The organism is Pseudomonas sp. RtIB026, from assembly GCF_016861355.2.
GTDB classification, from domain to species: domain Bacteria; phylum Pseudomonadota; class Gammaproteobacteria; order Pseudomonadales; family Pseudomonadaceae; genus Aquipseudomonas; species Aquipseudomonas peradeniyensis.
Genome location: NZ_AP023348.2, coordinates 41,172 through 59,354, shown reverse-complemented (window position 1 = coordinate 59,354; position 18,183 = coordinate 41,172). Strand labels below are relative to the sequence as shown.

Genomic DNA, 18,183 nt, shown 5'->3' with positions numbered 1-18,183 from the left:
GTATGTATCTCAGGATATACGAAAAATGAAATCGGCATGACGCGTTGCAATACACAGGCTAACGCGAAACAAAAAATAAATACTTATAAATCAGATAGTTAAAAGATTTTTTCAAGAGCGAATGAAAACCTGGCACGCCGCTCGCTATATCCCTCTCGACCGCATCGCCAGGCAGGCCCTCGGGTCAGGGGATCAACCCCCGCCGGTGCACGTACCCACCTTCAGGTGTCGGTGTCGTGCATGCCGCCGCCGCAACGACCGGTCATTGCGGCGCAAGCCTGTGAACAGGCTTGCGAGGCGCTCGCCGGGCCACGTCTCGGCAATACCCTCCACGGTAGCTACACCCGCAACACCCGCAGGTGGGGCACAGGCAACGCAACCAGGGCCAGGACGGCCCGCCACTGCGAAGGAAGCCTGAGCCACCGCTGGTTCACCCGGCCCGCCGGCCGGACCAGGCGCAACGATGGCGGCCGCCGGAGCAATCGCTCCCAGCCCCGGACTCCGCCAGGTTTCGCCCACGGCGCTCGGTGAGTCGGCGACCACCCGCAGCCAAGGACATTGATAAAAGGATGAGCAAGATGAAACTGTTGAAACGCTTTGTGGTGAAGAAAAACGAACGCGGCCTGTTAATGAGCGAAGGCGACTTCGTGTCGATCCTCGAGCCTGGCCAGTACCAGCGTTTCGACTGGCAAGACCGGCTGACAGTGACCACCTTCAGCCTCCAATCCCCGCTGTTTGACCACCCGCTGGCGCAATACCTGCGTGGGCATGAGTCGGCACTGGTCGAGCAGTATTTCGAAGCCATGGACCTGGCGCCGCACGAGGCCGGCCTGCGCTTCGAGGACGGCCGCCTGGTTGAGTTGCTGGCCCCGGACAGCCGCCGCCTGTACTGGAAAGGTCAGGTCGAACATGGCTTGCAGCGCATCGACCTTGATCAAGGACGGCGCCTGGACGACGAACTGGTGGTTCGCCTGAACCGCCCCGGCGTGGCCGGCACGGACCTGGTCCTGCTGGCGCTGGTGCCTGCCTTCCATGTCGGCGTGCTGAAGATTGATGGCGTGGTGGCCGGGTTGCTCGAGCCAGGCCGGCATGGCTACTGGCGCTGCGGCAGCCAGGTAGCGGTGGAGATGGTCGACACCCGCCTGCAGGCGTTGGAGGTCAACGGCCAGGAGATCCTCACCCGCGACAAGGTCAGCCTGCGCTTGAGCCTGGTGGCCAACTGGCGCTACACCGATGTGCTTGGCGCCCACGGACAGATGAGCAAGCCGGTGGAGCACCTGTACCGCGAGCTGCAGTTCGGCTTGCGTGCGGCAGTGGGTACCCGCACCCTCGACGAGCTGCTGGAAGACAAGCAGTCCATCGACGGTAGCGTCACCGAGCACCTGCTGGCGCACCTGCAAGGCAGTGGCCTGGAGGTGAGCAGCCTGGGGGTGCGCGACATCATTCTGCCGGGCGAAATGAAGACCCTGCTGGCACAGGTGGTGGAGGCGGAAAAGGCCGCCCAGGCCAACGTGATCCGGCGCCGCGAGGAAACCCAGGCGACCCGTTCGCTGCTCAACACCGCCAAGGTGATGGAAGGCAACCCGACGGCCCTGCGCCTGAAGGAGCTGGAAACCCTGGAGCGGGTGGCCGAGCGCATCGACCGGATTTCGGTGTTCGGTGGCCTGGATCAGGTATTGAATGGAATGGTCAGCCTCAAGGCGGGTTGACCCTTTGCGACACGACGTAGCGCAACAAGGAACAAGGCAATGAACATACTCGAAGTGGCGGGCGGCAAGCCGATCAAACTGTGGACCGACGGTGTACCGGTCGAGGACGACGCCCGCAAGCAACTGATGAACACGGCGAAGATGCCGTTCATCTTCAAGCACCTGGCGGTGATGCCGGATGTGCACCTGGGCAAGGGCTCGACCATCGGCAGCGTGATCCCCACCGTGGGCGCGATCATTCCGGCGGCGGTGGGCGTGGACATCGGCTGCGGCATGATCGCCGCGCGCACCTCGCTGCACGCCCGCGACCTGCCGGACAACCTGCACGGCCTGCGCACGGCCATCGAGAAGGCCGTGCCCCATGGCAAGACCTTCGGCCGTCGCGACCAGGGCGCCTGGGACACTGTGCCGGACCAGGCCGACCAGGTGTGGAGCGGCCTGGCCGGACGCTTCAAGGCGATCACCAACAAGCACCCGCGGCTGGAGAAGACCAACAACCGCCAGCACCTGGGGACACTGGGTGGCGGCAACCACTTCATCGAAGTCTGCCTGGACGAGGCCGACCGCGTCTGGTTCATGCTGCACAGCGGCTCGCGTGGTGTCGGTAACGCCATCGGCAACCTGTTCATCGAACTGGCCCAGGCCGACATGCGCCAGCACATGGTCAACCTGCCGGACCGGGACCTTGCGTATTTCGAGGAGGGCAGCCGGCACTTCGCCGACTATGTCGAGGCGGTCGAGTGGGCGCAGGACTTCGCCCGGCACAACCGCGAGCTGATGATGCAGGCGGTGGTTGCCGCCACCCGCAAGGTGCTGGGCAAACCGTTCGAGGCCAGCCTCGAGGCGGTCAACTGCCACCATAACTATGTGCAGAAGGAGCAGCACTTCGGCCGTGAGGTGCTGGTGACCCGCAAGGGCGCGGTGTCGGCGCAGAAGGGCCAGCTGGGCATCATTCCCGGTTCCATGGGCGCCAGGAGCTTCATCGTCCGGGGCCTGGGTAACGAGGAATCGTTCTGCTCGTGCAGTCACGGCGCAGGCCGGGTGATGAGCCGCACCAAGGCCAAGAGCCGCTTCACCGTCGAGGACCAGCAGCGCGCCACCGCCCATGTGGAGTGCCGCAAGGACAAGGATGTGATCGACGAGATCCCGATGGCCTACAAGGACATCGATGCGGTGATGCAGGCCCAGCGGGAGTTGGTCGAGGTGGTGCACACCCTGCGCCAGGTGGTGTGCGTGAAAGGTTGAAACGGGCGCCGCGTGGCGCCCTGTACAAGGAACGAAGACATGTATCAGGACGACTCCCACTCATTGCCCGAGGCCATGCGCGCCCGGGTGCTCGATGAGCTGCAACGTATCGAGCGCGAGCACGAGGTGACCGTGCTTTATGCCTGCGAGTCCGGCAGCCGTGCCTGGGGTTTCGCTTCGCCGGACAGCGACTACGACGTACGCTTCGTCTACGTGCCGCGCAACGACTGGTACCTGCGGGTGGACGAGCCTCGCGATGTGATCGAGCGGCCGCTCTGCGACGAGCTGGACATCAGCGGCTGGGAGCTGCGCAAGACCCTGCGCCTGATGCGCGGCGCCAACCCGAGCCTGCTCGAGTGGCTGGGCTCGCCGCTGGTGTACCGCGCAGACGCCGAAGCCGCCGGTCGCCTGCGCGAGCTGGGCGAGGCGTTCTACTCGCCGCGCGCCGTGCGCCACCACTACCTGTCGATGGCACGCAAGAACCTGCGTGGCTACCTGATGGGCGAGACGGTGCGCTTCAAGAAGTACCTGTATGTGCTGCGGCCGTTGCTGGCGGTGCGCTGGATCGACCAGGGGCTGGGCATGCCGCCGACGGCGTTCGCCGCGTTGATGGCGCGTACCGTCGATGATCCGCGACTGCAGGCGGCGATCGACGCACTGCTGGCTGTGAAACGACGCAGCGGCGAGGCCGAGCACGGACCTCGGGACGAGGTGCTGCATGGGTTCATCGAGGCCGAGCTGGCGCGAGCCGATGAGGTGCGGGAGGTGCCGGTGACGCGTGGTGACAGCGGGTTACTGGATGAGTTTCTGCGGGACACCGTGCGCCAAGCTGGATAAGGGGGCACGGCATCTATAGGAGCGGCTTTCAGCCGCGATTACCCGCGAAGCGGGTGCCAGACACCGCACAGCTTGCATCGCGGCTAAAGCCGCTCCTACAACAAGCCCTTTCAAGGTTTTTGCGATTTTTTGGGTATGACCGCTCAATTCGAGATTGCCGGGGCTGCTTTGCAGCCCTTTCGCGGCACAAGGCCGCTCCTACAGGCGACCGCGCGCCCTGTAGGAGCGGCCTTGTGCCGCGAAAGGGTCGCAAAGCGACCCCGGCAACGCCAAGCCGAGCGCCAATTCTCAACACCTTGAAAGGAATGGCTCTTACAACGGATTACGGCTCACTGAGCTGGACATCCTGTCCATCACGAACCGCAGCGAGGCCGGCAGCATTGGCCCGTGGTCCAGGCCATCGAATGGCTGGAAGGCTACTGACAATCCCTTCACCCCGGCCAGACTGGCCACCAGCTCCCGGGCCGGTCGTTGTACATCACCCGACACCGGCCCACGCGGATTGGCCGGTTCTTGCGTGCCGCGCATCAGCAGCAGGCTTGTTCGGTGGCTGCCCAGTCGCCCCTGCAACCCGTGCACCTCGGCCACGATGGCGCCGTCGTTCCACCACAACGATGGGCTGGCCGCCGCATAGTCGCTGAACAGCCATGGGCGGGTGAATAGCGTATGCAGCACCGCCAGCCCGCCATAGGAGTGACCCCAGAGCGTCTGCCGTTGCGGGTCGACGGACGCGACAGCGGCGACCATCGGGCGCATGCGCTGTTCCAGCAGGTCGAGGAATTCATCGGCACCACCGCTGGCCTGGCCAGTCAGGGGATCGCGTTGCTCGGCCAGCCCGGGCACCACGGGGGTGTAGTCGTAGGTCCGGGCGGCACGTTCGATGCGTTGGTCAGTCTGGTAGCCGATGGCGACCAGCAGCGGTGCCTGGCCGCCGGCGAGCGCCTGAAGTTGCTGTGGCTCAAGGGCGGTGATGGCGGCGTTGCCGTCGAGCATCCACAGCACCGGGTAACCGCTGGCGGGGGCCGGGCGTCGGGGCTGGCCGATCCACAGGCGGTAATGGCGCTGGCCGTCGCGTGAATCCAGGTCGAGGTGGCTGAAGCGATAGGCCAGGTCCTGGCGCTGCAGCAGGGTGTCGTCCATCTTCTGCTCGGCTTGCGGCTGGGCCAGGGCCGAACCGCTCAGCAGCAGTGCCAGGACAAGGGAAAGGATCTTCATCGGTGTTCTCGTGAGGTCTTCCATGACAAGCCGCCGCGCCATCGTCGAGTGCAGCGGCGGCACGGGTTCAGAAGGAGGCGGTCAGGCTTGTGTAGAGGGTGCGCCCGGGTTCGTTGTAGGTGGCTGCGCCCGCGCCCTCGATACCGTTCACCGCCTGGGCGTTGCCGGCCCGGTACAGGCGTTTGTCGAACAGGTTGTCGATGCCGGCGGTCACGCTCAGGTTTTTAGTGAGCGCATAGGTGCCGCTGGCGCCGACCAGCGCGTAAGGGGCCACCTGGTCGTTGGCGGTGCCGGTGACCCGCTTGCCCTGGTAGTCGTACTTCTTCGGCGTCTGCTTGCCGTACCAGGCCACGCTCAGCTGCAGCGACAGGTCGTCGGAGGCTTGCCAGTCGAGCATGGAATTGAGCGTGTAGGCAGGGGTCACCGACAGGGTCTCGCCAGTGGTCTTGTTTTTCGATTGCAGCATGTAGGTGAAGTTGTTGCTCCACTTCAGCTGTTCGCTCAGCGGGATGGTCAGGGTGCCCTCGAGTCCCTCTACCAGTGCCTTGGGGATGTTCTCCCACTGGTAGAGGGTGGCATTGGCGTTGAGGCCTGCGCCACCGGATGCCTGGCCGATGCCGCTCAGGCCCGAGTCGATCTTGTTCTTGTAGTCGTTAAGAAAGTACGTCAGGCCGGCGACCCAGCCGTTGTCCTGGAACTCGATGCCCAGTTCCTTGTTGACGCTGGTCTCGGCCTCCAGATGCGCGTTGCCCTGCAGGTAGCAGCTGGTGCTCTGCCCGTAGCAGCCCTGGCCACGGCTGTAGAGCAGGTAGTCGGGGTTGAGCTGGTACAGGTTCGGCGCCTTGTAGGCGCGGGCGATGCCGGCCTTGAGCGTCAGGGTGTCGGTCAGCGCGTGGGACAGGTTGAGCGACGGGCTCCAGTTGTCGCCGACGATGCTGTGGTGATCGAAGCGCAGCGCCGGAGTGAGCATGGTGCCGGGCAGCAGTTCGATGTTGTCCTCGGCGAACAGCGAGAAGATCTGCGCCTGGCTGCTGGTGCTGCGGCCGTTGCTGGCCAGGCCGGGCACGCTGCCGCCTTCGCTGGTGGTCTGGGTATTGGCGCTGGGGTCGTCCAGTTTCTGCTGGCTCCACTCGCTGCCCAGGGTCAGGGTCTGGTCGCGCCAGGCGTGCAGTGGCAGGTTGAGCTCACCGTGGGCGGTCAGGTCGCGCAGCGTCGAGGTGTAGAAGTCGGTGTTGCTGAAGATGCCTTCGGTGCCGCCGGCCAGGCCTTCGTTGATGCGCTGGTTGCGGGTCTTCTCGTATTGCAGGAAGGCCATGCTGCTGCCGAAGTCCCAATCGCCACGGTGGGTGATGGCGAAGTTCTCGCGGTAGAGAATGTTGGTCTCCTTGCCGAGCATGCTTTTGACGTTGGCATTGGAGTTGGTGTTCTGCGTATCGCCCGCGTACAGGTTGCCCTGGCGGCTGAAGCCGGCTTCGAGCTCCAGGGTCTGCTCCGGGGTCAGGCGCCAGCTCAGCAGGCCGTTGAGGTCCTTGTTGCGCACGCCTTCGCGGCCGGCGGGCAGGGTGCCGGCCTGGGTGCCGGTGCGCGCGGACTGGTGGCCGGCGTTGATGTCCCAGTCGTCCGCGTCGGTCTTGGCCACGTTACCGTAGACCCGGTAGCTGAGGGTGTCGGTCAGTGGGCCGTTGAGGCCGAAGCTCACGCGCTTGGTGGCGCCTTCGTCACCGTGCTGCGGGAAGTTCTGGTACACGGTCATGTTGCCGTGGGTCTCTCCCGCCGGTTGCTTGGTGATGATGTTGATCACCCCGCCCATGGCCCCGGAACCGTAGCGCGCCGCCGCCGGGCCGCGGATCACCTCGATGCGCTCGACCTGGTCGGCCGGCACCCAGTTGGTGTCGCCGCGCGAGTCACGTTCGCCGCGCCAGCCGTAGCGCACCGAGCTGCGGCTGCTGACCGGCTTGCCGTCGACCAGGATCAGGGTGTTTTCCGGGCCCATGCCGCGGATGTCGATCTGCCGGTTGTTGCCGCGCTGGCCGCTGGTGGAGTTGCCGGTCAGGTTGACCCCCGGCATGGTGCGGATGATCTGCGACAGGTCGTTGGCCGGTGGTCGTTTCTGGATGTCCTCGGCTGTGATGACCGACACCCCCGGCGCCTGCTTGGTCTCCTCCAGGGCGGTGGCCACCACGTTCTGGCTTTCCAGCACGATCGGTTCTGGCTGGTTGGCGGCCTGCACGGCGCTGCTCAGCAGGCAGCTGGACAGCAGCAGGAAGGGGGCGAAAGGAAGCGGGCGGGGCGACATGTGTGATCTCCGGCACGGCGGGCTGAATTCAAGAGATCACAAATAGTAATAACTCCTATTTGAGAGTAAAGCGCATTAACTTTCTAAACACTTTCGCTGGCCGGCAGCAGCAGGTGCAGGCATAGCCCGGGATGGCCATTGCTTGCCCACAGGCGTCCGCCCTGCAACTCAATGGCGCGCCGGGCAATGGCCAGGCCCAGGCCGAAGCCGGCGCCGCTGCCGGGCAGGCGGTGGTAGGGCTGGAAGATCTGCTCGAGTTCGTCCTCCGCTACCCCAGGTCCTTGGTCGCGCAGGCACAAGTGCCAGAAGGCACCCTCGCGCCAACCGTCCAGGCTGACCCGGCCGGTGGCGGGCGAGTGGCGGATGGCATTGCGCAGCAGGTTTTCCAGGGCCTGGGCCAGGCTGTCCAGGTGCGCCTGGACCTGGCAGTCGAGCCCGAGCAAGCAGGGCAGCCGTTCGACCGGCCAGCCGCTTTCGAAGCAGCTGTCCTGGACCAGCGCCTCCCAGACCGAGAGCACCAGTACCGGTTCGGTCGCCAGTTGCGGCCGCTCGGTGTCCAGCCAGGCCAGGTCGAGGGTGTTCTCCAGCAGTTTCTGCATGTCGTCCACTTCGCGGTCCAGGCGCTGGCGTAGCAGTTCCGCCGGTAGTTCGCTGTCGTGGGCGATGCGCAGGCGCGCCAGCGGGGTGCGCAGTTCGTGGGACAGGGTACGCAGCAGCAGGCGTTGCTGGTCGAGGCTTTTGCGCAGGCGCACGGCCATGTGCTCGAAGGCCTGGGCCAGCTCGCCCAGCTCGTCGCGACGTTCCTGCAGGAGCAGGCCGGGGCTGTCCAGATCGTCGGCGCGCAGGGCGTCGGCACGGTCACGCAGGCGGTTGAGCGGCACGACCAGGTGGCGGTAAAGCGCCAGGCCCAGCAGCAGGGCGAGCAGGGCGGGGGCCACGCCGTGGGTGATCACGTGGGTCCAGGGTGTCAGGCCGGTGGGCAGCAGGTGTTCGGGGAGCTGGATGACCAGGCGGCCGTCCTCGGGGTGTTCGGGGAAGGCGATGCTCACGTATGGCAGCTCGTCCTGCAGGCGCCGGCTCATCGGCCAGTCGAGCTTGCGCATGAAGGTAAGGCGGCTGGCTTCATCGGCGTTCAGCGGGGTAGTGCCGAGACTCTGCAGATGGGGGCCGATGATGGCGACCCAGGTGTCCTCCTCGGTTTCGAGCCGACGGCGCAGGCGTTCCACGCCATCGGCTCCCTCCGCGTGCCAGGCCTGCTCGGCCTGTTCGGCGAAGCCGGCGAGGAACACCCGGTCGGCGGGGGCGAGGAAGTAGGTGCTGCGTTCGACCGACAGGCCCCAGGTCCAGATCAGCCAGGTCAGCAGCAGGCAGAAGCACACCTGCAGCAGCGCCAGCTTCCACAGCAGCGGATGACGGCGCATCAGCTGCTGCCCGCATCGACCAGGATATAGCCCTGGCCGCGCACGGCCTGGATCTCCAGGTGTCCGGCGCCGATGGCGCCGAGCTTGCGGCGCAGGTTGCACACATGCACGTCCAGGCCACGGTCGAGGCGGGTGTAGGCCCGGTGCAGGACGCTCTGGTACAGGAAGGCCTTGCTCAGTGCCTCGCCGGGATGGGCCTGCAGGGTCAGCAGCAATCGGTATTCGGAACCGGTCAGCCCGGCACTCTGGCCATGCTGGGAGACATCATGGTTGGCGGTATCGAAGGTCAGCGTGCAGGCGTTGCGTGGCGTGGGCGGGCGTCGGTCCAGCGCCACCCGGCGCAGCAGGGCATCGACCCGGGCATCCAGCTCGGCCAGGCTGAAGGGCTTGGGCAGGTAGTCGTCGGCGCCGCGGGTGAAGCCGCTGATGCGGTCCTGCTCGGCGCCCAGGGCCGACATCAGCATCACCGGTACCGCCTGGTGCCGGCGCAGTTCGTCGAGCAGGCTGAGGCCATCGATGCCGGGGAGCATGATGTCCAGCAGCAGCAGGTCGAAGGGCGCCTGGTGCATCGCGTTCAATGCCTGGGTGCCGTTCTCGCAGGCCTGGACGCTGAAGCCGCGACGCAGGAAGTGCTGTTCCAGGTCCTGGCGCAATCGGGGGTCGTCTTCGGCGAGGAGGAGTTTGGGGGGCACGGGGTGACCTTGATGAGAATTCATTGCAAATACGAATCATCCCATTGGCGATGGTGCCGGGGCAATGCCCGGATGCTGGCATTGCGTCGAGTGGTTCGTCACATAGCTCCCGTGGGCGCGGGCTTCACATGAATTATCGACCTGGAAGGGACCTGTGGGAGCGGCTTCAGCCGCGAACACCGGCGAAGCCGGTGCCATCCATCGAGTTGCTTGCTTCGCGGCTAAAGCCGCTCCCACAGGGTACGCGTTGGCCGCATAGTCGTAGGTTCCCTGCATGACAGCTGGGGGATCAGCGACTTATGAACATCCCACCAGCTTCGCTCCGCACGCGCAGGCCATGGCTCTCGCTCAGCATGGCCAGGGCCAGTGGCAGGTCATCGACCGGGAAGCTGCCGGAGACCCGCAGCTCGGCCACGGCCGGGTCGCAGACCAGGCGCTGGTCGGCGTAGCGCATCAGCTCCTGGGCCCACTGCAATAGCGGCATGTCGTCGACCACCAGCAAACCCCTGCGCCAGGCCAGCTGGGTGTCGCGGGCGGTTTCCACCAGGCCGAGCCGGTCGCGGTCGAAGCGTACCTGCGAGCCTGCGTGGATGACGCTGCCACGGCCAGCTTCGGGGGTGACGCGCACGGCGCCTTCATAAACCGCGAGCTGGGTCTCGTGAAGGAGCTGGCGCACGCTGAAGCGGGTGCCCAGCGCCTGCATCAGGCCGTGATCGGAGCGCACCCGCAACGGCCGCGACGGGTCCGTCGCGGTGACGATGTACACCTCGCCACGGCGCAGGTACAGCAGGCGCTCCTCGGCCGAATACAGCACACGCAGCTCGCTGTGACTGTTGAGCGTGACCTGGGTGCCATCGCTCAGCAGCAACTCGCGCCGTTCGCCCACTGCGGTCTGGTAGTCGACACCCTCCCGGGCCTGACGCCATGCCCACCAGCCCAGCGGGGCCGCGCCGATCAGCCCCAGCAGGCCACGCAGTACGGTGCGCCGGCTGCTGTCCTGCGGGCGAGCGAGGGTTTGCCGGGCGAGGGTCGGCGGCAGGGTGCCGAGGCGGGTCAGCAGGCGCTGGGCACGCTTCCAGGCACGTTCGTGGTCCGGGTCGCGGCGCCGCCAGCGCTCCAGCTCGAGCTGTTGCGCCGACGTCAGCGGGCCTTCCTGGATCAGCAGCAACCAGGCGGCGGCCTCGGCGAGCACGGCCTGGGCAATGGCGGGCTGGTCACTCATCGGGCATCTGGCTCAGGCAGGCCATGTAGCCCTCGTGGATGTACTTCTTCACCGTCGGCAGGGCGATGTCCAGCGCCTGCGCGATGTCTTTCTGCTTCATGCCGTCCAGGGTGGCCATCAGGAATGCCTGCCTGACCCGTAGGCGCAGGCCGTCGAGCACTGCGTCGATCTCGTGCAGGGTCTCGAGGATGACGCTCTGCTGCTCGGGCGACGGCTGCAGCGCTTCGGGCACCAGCGCCAGCGCTTCGAGCCAGGCCTGCTCCAGCGAATGACGGCGGCGCCAGCTGACCAGCACGCAGTTGGCGATGCGGGTCAGGTAGGCGCGTGGCTGGCGCAGGGTATCGGGCTGGTTGCTGTCGCGGCTGGCGAGCACGCGCACGAAGATGTCCTGGGCCAGGTCGTCGGCCACGCCACGCCCCCAGGAGCGCAGTCGATACGCCAGCCAGCCGCGCAACCAGGCGTGGTGCTCGATGTACAGCGTGGTCACGGCGCAGCGCTCGGCGGGCTGGGGCGGAGTATTGAAAAGGGTCATGGCGGGGAGGGGTCAGGGTGTAAATGCAAACAATTATCACTAGATTTGGCTAAATCACAAGATCAAGTGAAAATGCGAATCGCACGCATATACCTTTTTCGCCGTCATGCGACAGAAGGGGTGCAAGCCCGCATCGAGTGCCGGGCACTGACCTCACGAGCGAGAAAAGCATGCCCGCAATCCGTCGGCTTTCCCCTGTTTCGCGTCCTTCGCAACGCTTGTCCCCGATCAGCTTCGCCGTGCGTTGTGCGATGCTCGGCTGCCTGATGGGCACGGCTTCGAGCCTGGCTCAGGCCGCCGATGCCCCGGCCATGGCTTCTACCCGGCCCGACGATGCCACGCTGCGCGACTACGACATCGCCAAGGGCCCGCTGGGTACCACGTTAAGCGTGTTCGCCAGCCAGTCGGGCCTGCTGCTGTCCTATGATCCCGAGCTGACCCGCGGCCGCGCCGCGCCGGCACTCAAGGGCCGCTACACCGTGCAGGAGGGGGCCCGGCGCCTGCTGGCCAACAGCGGCCTGCAACTGCTGTCGAACTCCCGGGGGGCCTATATCCTCATCCCGCAGGCCCAGGCATCGACGATGGCGACGGAACTGACGCCGACCATGGTCGCGGCCAGCGAGTTGCTGGACCCACAGCGCGACACCTATCGCGCGCCACGCTCGACGGTGCACCTGTCGCGTGAGGACCTCGACCGCTTCAGCACCGTCTCGGTGGGCGACATGCTCAAGGGCGTGGCCGGCGTGCAGGTCGGCGACAGCCGCAACGGCGGCGCGCTGGACGTCAACATCCGCGGCATCCAGGGGCAGAGCCGGGTGGCGGTCAGGGTCGATGGCTCGGAGCAGGCGGTGGATGTCTACCGGGGCTACGGCGGCACCCAGCAGCGCAGCTACATCGACCCCGACCTGATCAGCAGTGTCACCGTGAACAAAGGCCCCAGCACTCGCTCGGGAGCGATCGGTGGCTCGGTGGAGATGAAGACCATCGGTGTCGATGACATCCTGGTCGATGGCAAGGATGTCGGCGTGCGCCTGACCGGCAACCTGTGGAACAACGGCGTGGAGCCCGAACACCGCAACCGCAACTCCAGGGACGAGGACCTGAGCGCGGTGCCGCGTGACGAACGCGGCAGCCTGTTCGGCTCCAAGGCCGAGTCCGGCAGCGCCGCCTTTGGCTACTCCCATGAACGCTTCGACCTGGTGGCGGCCTATGCGCACCGCAACCAGGGCAACTACTTTTCCGGCAAGAAGGGCCAGGACCGCTACCGCCTGTATGACCGCTGGGGTGACGAGCAGGCCAGTGTCGCCAATACCTACAACGCCGGCGAGGAGGTACTCAACTCGTCGTCCGAGACCGACTCCTATCTGCTCAAGACCACCTGGCGGCTGGCCGACGATCATACCCTGGACCTGGGTTATCGCCGCTTCGACGGGCACATGGGCGAGATCATGCCCTCGGACATCTTCCGCTACGGCACCGCCGGCATCTATCAGTACCCCACCAGCGAAATCCAGATCGACACCTACACCGCCCGCTATCACTACCTGCCCGAGGGCAATCCGTGGGTGGACCTCACCAGCAGGCTGTGGATGACCGACTCGAAGACCAGTACCTTGAGCGCGGCCTGGATGGCACCCAAGTCGCAGCTGTACCGTACCGACCGCGCCTGGTCCCGCCAGGACAACCGCCGCATCGGCGGCGACCTGACCAACGTTTCGCGCTTCACCACAGCCCATGGTGATTTCAAACTCGACCTGGGCGGCGCCTTCCAGCTCGAGGACCTGCAGCCGCAAAGCAACGTGGTCTCCACCCAGCACGACATCAACGCCAACCGCATGTTGCGCGATGCCTCGCGTCAGGAGTTCAGCTTCAACGGCAACCTGGAATACAAACCCACTGAAACACTGACGCTGTGGGGCGGCGGCCGCTATGCCCACTACCAGACCAAGGACAACACCGTGCTGGCCGAGGCGCGCCGCGAAGAGCGGGAAATGCGCTGGATCACCGCCAGCAGCCCGGGGCACTGGGGCAGCATGACGTGGTTCCCCGACCATAACGGCCAGTACACCGACGCCACCGACCCACGCCTGAACAACGGCATCGTCTTCGAGAACAGCAACGAGCCGTTCAATGGCGTGCCGTTCAACGAGTCCGGCGCGACCAACGTGGTTGTCCATCCCGAAAGTGTCAGCAACGTGGTCACCGGCTACGACTACACCCCGCAGGGCAAGAGCAGCGGCGGTGGCTTCGCGCCGGCCTTCGGTATCAATGTCGAGTTCCTCCCGGACACCTTCGTCTATGCCTCCTATACCGAGGGCCTGCGCCTGCCGTCGCTGTTCGAGACCAGCCAGGGCACCCAGCAGGTCACCCCGGGCAAGCATCTCAAGCCTGAGCGCTCGCGCAGTTGGGAAGTGGGCGTGAGTGCCTTGCGCAGCGACCTGCTGACCGCCGGCGACGAGGCGTCGGCCAAGCTGGCCTGGTTCGACAACGACATCAAGAACTACATCACCCGCTACTACGACCCGAGCCCTGGCCTGTGGGGGCAGATGACCTTCAGCAACACCGACAGCTTCCACACCCGCGGGCTGGAACTGCAGTCGCACTACGATGCCGGGCGCGTGTTCGCCGACCTTTCGGCCACCTACTACCTGATGACCGAGACCTGCGACGCGGCCTTCGCCGCCAAGCTGCGCGCCAGCGCCAATCGCTACCAGCGCACCCAGGACACCCCGGACTGCACGTCGGGCAGCTACATGGGCTCGTACACCAACACCCAGAACCCGCCACGCTTCTCGGCCAACCTGCTCGGCGGGATGCGCTTCTTCGACGAGGCACTGACCGTGGGCGGGCGCATGACCTACAGCTCGGGACCCACCGCGCAGATGGACAAACCCTGGCAGACCGGCGCGACCACGCCGCAGATCGACTACCGCTCGGTGGCGTTGTTCGACCTGTTCCTCAAGTACAAGCTGCTGGAGCACACCGAGCTGAATGTGTCGGTGCAGAACCTGACCGACCGCTACTACCTGGACCCGCTGGCGCAGAGCTTCATGCCGGCGCCGGGACGTACCTGGCGGGTGGGGATGGTGGCGCGCTTCTGAGAGCGCCTGCCTTGTCCAGCGCCTTGGCCCGATCGTCGGGGTGGCTGGAGCCCGCCGCAACCCTTGCAGCCGAGCGCCGCCCGCGCGGCGTTCGATCTCAAGTGCGCTGCAACGCTAACCCCTGATACCCCGCATCGCCGCTAGCCAATTGCAATGCCGAGCAGGTCCCGACTGCTGCTCGGGCAATGGCCAGGGTGCGAGCGTTGCCCCCCCTGATATCGAGCAGCGCTGCCATATGTTTCGGCGGGCCTGCTGAATACAGGCGTGCCGGATAATAGATTGTGCTTTATCTCGCGCATCTGCTGCGTGCGATAGTCGCCTCGTTGCGCAGGGCTATCGATAATGGCTAAAGAGTGGCTTGTATTGTCTTGGCGCTCCGTTTAGTATCCGCGAATATTCTAAGTTAATAACTATTTCTTCTGTTGGCGTTCGTCCGGATTGGCCACGCCAAAACGCTTGGCGAGTACTGTGCACGCGGCTGCAATTCTCGGGTGTTATTGTGCGCTGCAGCGTCTATCCAGCCTGAGTTGGCATTTTCAAGTCATTGATTTTAAGTGTTTTTATGCTTGTTTTTGAGCCGGGCTTGTTGGTTCTGCTTTCAAGGTTGCTTTGGCTTGCTGCGCTCGGTTGCCTGGCAATTAAACTTACGAGTTTAGTTTGTTCGCGCCAGCGACTGACAAATTAAACTTTGCAGTTTAAAAGTGCCAATAGTGTACTGAGGGTTTTATTAATTGGCGGTGTTGCGCAACTACTGCGTGGTGTCTCGTTGTGCCTGCGATTTGCCGTTGTTTATTTACTCGTCGGTTTAATTAGTTGGCCGGTGCGATAGGGCCGGCTTGAAATTGTTTGTGACATTTTGCCGAAGGAAGTATTGGCAACGTGTCCTTCCTGCGTCTCGCAGGAGGCATGGCGGCCTTTGGCAGCATTGCCAAGGCAAGGATCCACACACGTGAGAAAAGGAGTTTCAGGATGAGCAACGACGATATGCTGAACCGCTCGCTACCTCTGTTGACCGAGGCGGGCATCGACAAGCTTGCGTCCAGCCGGGTGGTGATCGCCGGTTGTGGCGGCGTGGGTGGCGCCATGGCACTCACCCTGTGCCGGATGGGCGTACAGTCATTCAAGCTGGCTGATCCGGGCGCTTTCGATCCGCCCGACATGAACCGCCAATGGGCCGCGACGGGTGCTTCGCTGGGCCGAAACAAGGCCCTGGTGTATCGCGAGCTGATTCTCGACCTCAATCCCCGGGCCAAGGTCGAGATCTTTGTCGAAGGTATCACCGACCACAACCAGGACGAGTTTTTGTCGGGCGCTGACATCCTGGTCGACTGCCTGGATGCCAACGTACCCCACTCGCTGCGTGAGTCCATCCACCGCAAGGCACGCGAGCGTGGGGTGTTCAGCGTTGTCGGGCCGATCATGGGCTTCGGCTGCTTTGCCTTGTGCTCCTCACCGCAAGGGTTGGGAATGGAGTACTGGACGCAGACGCTCAAGGTGGCCAAGGAGCAGGGCTCCCTGCCGCGGATCTTCGACGAAATCTTCGTGCCCCAGCACATGCAGGCGATCGTCCGCAGCCTCGAGGTTGGCAAGGTGCCAACGGTAGCTGTGGGGCCTCTGATCGCGACATCGCTGTTGGCCACTGAGTGTGTGAACCACCTGCTGCATGACCTGGTGCCGGGTTTCCGTGAACCGATCGTGCTGCCAAAGGTGATGTTCTTCGACCTCAATCGCATGAACCACAGGATCATCGACGTGTCCGAGGGAGCCTTGGCATGACGTTGCTGGCCGACACCGTCGAGGCCCGCGCGCGGGTCCTGGCTCAACATGGGTTCAACCTCGACCTGATACCGTCGCGGCTGGTCCTGGACGACTACCAGACCGACAGCCTGATGCACCGCGACTACCCGAGCGTTCCTCTATTGCGCCAGGACGGCGACGGTGAGCTGGACGAGCGACTGGCTGCGGCGTTCCAGGCCTTGTTCGGCCTGCCCCAGGTGCTGGCGTTGGCCCAGGGGCGGCTGGCGGAGGCGTTGCTGGTCAACGCCCTGGTCACGGCGGGCGACTGCGTGCTTGGCAGCGCGCCATTTCCCACGCTGCAGGCGCACCTGCAGCTCAGGGGCGCCACATACTGCACGGTGTCGACGGCAGATGCCGGTGGCCAATTTCGCGCTGACCTGGACTGCGTGGCCCTGGAGCAGGCGATCAAGCGTGTGGGCCGCCAGCGCATACCTTTCCTGCTGGTCGAAGCCTGCACCAATGCCATTGGCGGCGTACCCGTTTCGCTGGACAACCTGCGTGCAGTGAAGGCAGTGGCTGATCGTTACGGCATCCCGCTGCTACTCGACGCGACGCGGATCCTCAGCAATGCCTGTCTGATCCGCGAGTACGCCTGCGACTGGCGTGACCATGACGAACTGAGCATCGTTCAGGCCCTGTGCGCACTGGCAGACGGTGTGTTGCTGAGCGCGACGAAGGAGATGCCGACGACCATCGGTGGTTTCCTCGCGCTACGTGATCGCACCCTGTTCGAGCGTTGTCGCGACCAGGCGCTGATCTTCGGCACGGGCCTTGACCTGCTGGGCAAGCGTCGTTTGCTGGCGGCAATGCGCGAGCCGCATGGGTTGGTGAAGCAAGTTCGTTCGCGCATTGACCAGGTACGCCGTTTCCACGGCCTGTTGCAGTTGGGCGACGAGTCACAGGTGGGTGTCCATGGCGTGTTCCTCATGGCTGGCGCGCAGTTCACGGCCATGCATGCTCGCGCCTTCCTCAATCATCTGTATGTGGGCTACGGTGTGCGTGGCGCGCTCAATCCAGGGGGCTCGGCCGGCCCTGGCGATGCCCTGGTGCGTTTCGCTCTTGGCGTTCCAGGCAAGGACGAGCGTGTCCTGGACACGGCTGCGATCTGCATCGGCGAGGCGCTGCGCGAAACCGACCAGCACCTCGCCCTGGAGGAGGTCCACCGCCCTGCAGGCCTCGCCGGCGGCATGCTCGCCACTTATCGCCAGGCCGGGAGCGTGCAGCCATGAAGCGTTTGCTGATGATCATCGGCGTGCTCTGTCCGCTGCTGGCCTTCGCTGGCATGCCGGCGGGCAACCTGGTGCCAAGGGATATCATCGAGCGTTCCGAGGACCGCCCAACCGGCAAGGATTCGGTCTCGATGTTGTTGGTCACCCTGACCGACAAGGCTGGAACCAAGCGGCAGCGCGGGTTGCTTTGGTATCACCTGGCAGGCGAGCAGGGTGACCTCGACCTGCAGAAGTTCTTCTATCCCCGCAGCATTCGCAACATCGCCACCTTCAACGAGGAGGTGCGTGGCGCCGAGGACCTGCAATACCTGTACCTGCCGGCCGCCAGCCGGGTTCGGCGGGTATCTTCCAAGCACCAGACCTGGGTCGGGTCCGACTTGATCTACGAGGATCTGCAGAAGATCAACCTCGAGGACTGGACATTCAGCTATGTGGAGCAGGCCAGCGAGGAAGGTTTCGCAGTGCATGTGGTGGATTGCCAGGCCAAGCCGTCGTCGAACTCGGCGTATGCCAAGCGCCGCTACTACATCCGCGCCGACGGCAGTTACTTCCCCAGTCGGATCGACTTTTTCGATGCTGCCGGCCAGTTGATCAAGCAGGTTCGGCGCACCGAAGTGCAGGCATACGGCTCTGCCCTGTACGAGCGTTTCGTGCAGGTGAATGATCTGCGCAACGGGCATCAGACGCTGATGGAGCGACGTTGGGTTCGCGTCGATACCGGGCTGCCTGCGTCGCTGGTGACGGTGCGGCAGATGGAGAAGGGCATCGAGCACTTTGCCGAACCTGCGGACGTGCAACGCCTGGTCAGTGACGAAACCAGCAGGATGGTGGAGTGATGGTCGGGATTGTCCGAACACTTGCAGCCGTCTTGTCGCTGGCTGGCGCGC

The 18,183-nt window shown here is 64.8% G+C and carries 13 protein-coding genes; 7 read left to right on the top strand and 6 right to left on the bottom strand.

Going from position 1 to position 18,183, the window contains the following annotated elements:
• The first annotated feature begins 578 nt into the window (after positions 1-578).
• Genes PRtIB026_RS00255 through PRtIB026_RS00245 form a run of 3 tightly spaced genes read left to right on the top strand, consistent with a single transcriptional unit; the run spans position 579 to position 3,791 of the window.
• Complete coding sequence (locus tag PRtIB026_RS00255; protein WP_203650092.1) at positions 579-1,709, top strand: slipin family protein; 1,131 nt, start codon at positions 579-581, stop codon at positions 1,707-1,709.
• Between the two features lie 39 nt (positions 1,710-1,748).
• Positions 1,749-2,954, top strand: coding sequence for an RtcB family protein (locus tag PRtIB026_RS00250; protein ID WP_203650094.1), 1,206 nt, complete (start codon positions 1,749-1,751; stop codon positions 2,952-2,954).
• Between the two features lie 39 nt (positions 2,955-2,993).
• Complete coding sequence (locus PRtIB026_RS00245; RefSeq protein ID WP_203650096.1) at positions 2,994-3,791, top strand: nucleotidyltransferase domain-containing protein; 798 nt, start codon at positions 2,994-2,996, stop codon at positions 3,789-3,791.
• 312 nt (positions 3,792-4,103) lie between these two features.
• Here PRtIB026_RS00245 and PRtIB026_RS00240 read toward each other — a convergent pair whose 3' ends face one another.
• The 6 genes from PRtIB026_RS00240 to PRtIB026_RS00215 form a co-directional block, all read right to left on the bottom strand.
• Positions 4,104-5,006 (bottom strand): alpha/beta hydrolase, encoded by a 903-nt coding sequence (locus tag PRtIB026_RS00240; RefSeq protein ID WP_203650099.1) that lies wholly within the window; start codon positions 5,004-5,006, stop codon positions 4,104-4,106.
• A 67-nt stretch (positions 5,007-5,073) separates the two neighbouring features.
• A complete protein-coding gene (locus tag PRtIB026_RS00235) occupies positions 5,074-7,302 on the bottom strand; it encodes a TonB-dependent siderophore receptor (protein ID WP_267813325.1) in 2,229 nt (742 codons plus the stop codon).
• Positions 7,303-7,385: 83 nt separating this feature from the next.
• A complete protein-coding gene (locus tag PRtIB026_RS00230; RefSeq protein WP_267813324.1) occupies positions 7,386-8,723 on the bottom strand; it encodes a sensor histidine kinase in 1,338 nt (445 codons plus the stop codon).
• Complete coding sequence (locus PRtIB026_RS00225; RefSeq protein WP_203650101.1) at positions 8,723-9,415, bottom strand: response regulator transcription factor; 693 nt, start codon at positions 9,413-9,415, stop codon at positions 8,723-8,725. Before PRtIB026_RS00225 ends, PRtIB026_RS00230 begins: the two co-directional genes overlap by 1 nt.
• A gap of 289 nt (positions 9,416-9,704) precedes the next feature.
• Positions 9,705-10,637, bottom strand: a complete 933-nt coding sequence (locus tag PRtIB026_RS00220) for a FecR family protein (protein ID WP_203650103.1) — start codon at positions 10,635-10,637, stop codon at positions 9,705-9,707.
• Complete coding sequence (locus tag PRtIB026_RS00215) at positions 10,630-11,169, bottom strand: sigma-70 family RNA polymerase sigma factor (RefSeq protein ID WP_203650105.1); 540 nt, start codon at positions 11,167-11,169, stop codon at positions 10,630-10,632. The genes PRtIB026_RS00220 and PRtIB026_RS00215 overlap by 8 nt, the downstream gene beginning before the upstream one ends.
• Positions 11,170-11,339: 170 nt before the next feature.
• On the opposite strand from PRtIB026_RS00215, the gene PRtIB026_RS00210 reads away from it, so the two are divergent.
• From PRtIB026_RS00210 to PRtIB026_RS00195, 4 genes are all read left to right on the top strand, one after another.
• On the top strand, positions 11,340-14,270 hold the full coding sequence (locus PRtIB026_RS00210; protein WP_324256556.1) for a TonB-dependent receptor: 2,931 nt from the start codon (positions 11,340-11,342) through the stop codon (positions 14,268-14,270).
• A 969-nt stretch (positions 14,271-15,239) separates the two neighbouring features.
• On the top strand, positions 15,240-16,046 hold the full coding sequence (locus PRtIB026_RS00205; protein WP_203650114.1) for a ThiF family adenylyltransferase: 807 nt from the start codon (positions 15,240-15,242) through the stop codon (positions 16,044-16,046).
• Positions 16,043-17,296, top strand: a complete 1,254-nt coding sequence (locus PRtIB026_RS00200; protein WP_203650122.1) for a beta-eliminating lyase-related protein — start codon at positions 16,043-16,045, stop codon at positions 17,294-17,296. The genes PRtIB026_RS00205 and PRtIB026_RS00200 overlap by 4 nt, the downstream gene beginning before the upstream one ends.
• Positions 17,293-18,132 carry an outer membrane lipoprotein-sorting protein gene (locus tag PRtIB026_RS00195; protein ID WP_203650124.1) on the top strand — a complete coding sequence of 280 codons (840 nt, stop codon included), beginning with the start codon at positions 17,293-17,295 and terminating at the stop codon, positions 18,130-18,132. The genes PRtIB026_RS00200 and PRtIB026_RS00195 overlap by 4 nt, the downstream gene beginning before the upstream one ends.
• Positions 18,133-18,183: the final 51 nt, after the last annotated feature.

Excerpts from the sequence above, each read along its gene's own strand:
- PRtIB026_RS00255 (WP_203650092.1), top strand. The coding sequence starts at position 579 with ATGAAACTGTTGAAACGCTTTGTGGTGAAGAAAAACGAACGCGGCCTG.
- PRtIB026_RS00250 (WP_203650094.1), top strand. The coding sequence starts at position 1,749 with ATGAACATACTCGAAGTGGCGGGCGGCAAGCCGATCAAACTGTGGACC.
- PRtIB026_RS00245 (WP_203650096.1), top strand. The coding sequence starts at position 2,994 with ATGTATCAGGACGACTCCCACTCATTGCCCGAGGCCATGCGCGCCCGG.
- PRtIB026_RS00240 (WP_203650099.1), bottom strand. The coding sequence starts at position 5,006 with ATGAAGATCCTTTCCCTTGTCCTGGCACTGCTGCTGAGCGGTTCGGCC.
- PRtIB026_RS00235 (WP_267813325.1), bottom strand. The coding sequence starts at position 7,302 with ATGTCGCCCCGCCCGCTTCCTTTCGCCCCCTTCCTGCTGCTGTCCAGC.
- PRtIB026_RS00230 (WP_267813324.1), bottom strand. The coding sequence starts at position 8,723 with ATGCGCCGTCATCCGCTGCTGTGGAAGCTGGCGCTGCTGCAGGTGTGC.
- PRtIB026_RS00220 (WP_203650103.1), bottom strand. The coding sequence starts at position 10,637 with ATGAGTGACCAGCCCGCCATTGCCCAGGCCGTGCTCGCCGAGGCCGCC.
- PRtIB026_RS00215 (WP_203650105.1), bottom strand. The coding sequence starts at position 11,169 with ATGACCCTTTTCAATACTCCGCCCCAGCCCGCCGAGCGCTGCGCCGTG.
- PRtIB026_RS00210 (WP_324256556.1), top strand. The coding sequence starts at position 11,340 with ATGCCCGCAATCCGTCGGCTTTCCCCTGTTTCGCGTCCTTCGCAACGC.
- PRtIB026_RS00205 (WP_203650114.1), top strand. The coding sequence starts at position 15,240 with ATGAGCAACGACGATATGCTGAACCGCTCGCTACCTCTGTTGACCGAG.
- PRtIB026_RS00200 (WP_203650122.1), top strand. The coding sequence starts at position 16,043 with ATGACGTTGCTGGCCGACACCGTCGAGGCCCGCGCGCGGGTCCTGGCT.
- PRtIB026_RS00195 (WP_203650124.1), top strand. The coding sequence starts at position 17,293 with ATGAAGCGTTTGCTGATGATCATCGGCGTGCTCTGTCCGCTGCTGGCC.